This window comes from Bacillota bacterium, assembly GCA_040754675.1.
Classification (GTDB): domain Bacteria; phylum Bacillota; class Limnochordia; order Limnochordales; family Geochordaceae; genus Geochorda.
The window spans coordinates 1-1,603 of the sequence record JBFMCJ010000772.1 but is presented as its reverse complement, the minus strand read 5'-3'; the positions used below and the strand labels follow the sequence as shown (position 1 = coordinate 1,603).

Sequence of the window (1,603 nt, the reverse complement as noted above, 5' to 3'; positions counted from 1 at the left end):
TGGACGTACAGGGGCGACAGGTGATCCCGCGGGAGTTCACCATTTCTTACGTGCTCGCCCAGAGGCCGAGGCTGCTCGAGGAGGCAGGGCTCAAGGAGCCCGTCGGGTGCCTGAAGATGGTGGTCCGCGGGACGCAAAGGGGAGAACCGCTGACCTACGTGATCAGTCTCGCCTCCCGGGGCCAGGGGATGGGCGAGGCCACCGGTATCCCGGCGGCCATGGGTGCGATTCTCGTCGAACGGGGGAAGCTTCCTGCCCGGGGCGTGCTGCCGCCGGAGGCGTGTGTCGATCCCCTCGAGCTGTTCGAACTGGCGCAGGAGGTGCTGGCCGGTGAGGGGCTGCGCGGCCTGCCCGTCACCATCCAGAGGATATCCGAGGGTGGGCCGGTTCAGACGCTAGATCTCATGTCGGCTGTGAACATGGTCAGGCCTGGCCCGTAGGGCGCGGAGGGTCATCCACGGGGGGAGCGCCGATGGCCGAATACATCCTCTCCCACGATGTGGGTACCGGGGGGAGCAAGTCGGTGCTGGTTGGGCCCGATGGCACCGTGGTTGGGAAGGTTTTTCGCCCTTACCCGGTCCACTACCCCGCGCCCGGGTGGGCGGAGCAGGACCCCGAGGATTGGTGGGAGGCTGTCTCGAGCGGTACGCGGGAGCTTCTTGAGCGCTGCGGCGTGTCCCCCCGTGAGATCCTGTGCCTCACCTACAGCACCCAGCAATTGGGTATAGTTCCCATGACTTCCGGGGGCGAGCCTCTGCGCCGGGCGATCATTTGGATGGACAATCGGGCAGCCCGGGAGGCCCGCGGTGTGATGGCCAGGTTCGGGGGTTCCGCTCTCTTCGCTGCGGTTGCCGGAACACCTCTCTGCGGTAAGGACGGGATTCCCAAACTCCTGTGGCTCAAGCATCACGAGCCTGACGTCTACCGGCGGATGGTTTGCTTTGTTGACGTGGGAGGCTACCTCCTTTACCGGAGCACCGGCCGGATGGTGATGGAACTGAGCGGAGCTGGCGTGTTCGGGCTGGATCTCAAGCGGAAGATCTGGCTCACCGGGATCATGCGGTACGTGGGGATTGATCCGGGGAAGCTGCCGCCCCTCGTCAGGTCGACCGACGTGGTGGGGGCGCTGACGCGCCAGGCCGCTTCTGACTGTGGCCTCCTCGAAGGGACGCCGGTGGTGGCCGGTGCTGGAGATGCCCCGGCCGCAGCGGTGGGGGCGGGAGCGGTGGACGAGGGAGACGGTCACGTGTACCTGGGCACGTCTGCGTGGGTTTCGGTCATCACCAGGCGTACTTTCGCTGGCAGGCACGGCGCGGTGGTCATTCAGGCTGCGGATCCCGAGCTCAACTTCTTGCATGCCCAGATGGAGACGGCTGGCGGCTGTGTCCGCTGGATTGCCGAGGAGTTCTACCGTAACGAGCTCCGGCACATGTCTTTTGACGAGGTGTATACCCTGCTGGACGGGGAGGCCGAGGGTGCGCCTGCGGGGTCGGGCTACCTTCTGTTCACCCCGTGGCTCTATGGCGAGAGGGTGCCCTTCACCGACACCTTTGCCCGGGCTGCCTTTCTCAACCTCAGCGCCGATCACAAGCGGGGGAACCTC

The 1,603-nt window shown here is 66.0% G+C and carries 2 protein-coding genes; both read left to right on the top strand.

Annotated elements, in window-relative coordinates; genetic code table 11:
* Window positions 1-440 (top strand): hypothetical protein (locus AB1609_23470; protein MEW6049394.1); only part of this gene is annotated, 440 nt, incomplete at its 5' end.
* 32 nt (window positions 441-472) lie between these two features.
* Window positions 473-1,603 (top strand): FGGY family carbohydrate kinase (locus tag AB1609_23465; protein MEW6049393.1); only part of this gene is annotated, 1,131 nt, incomplete at its 3' end.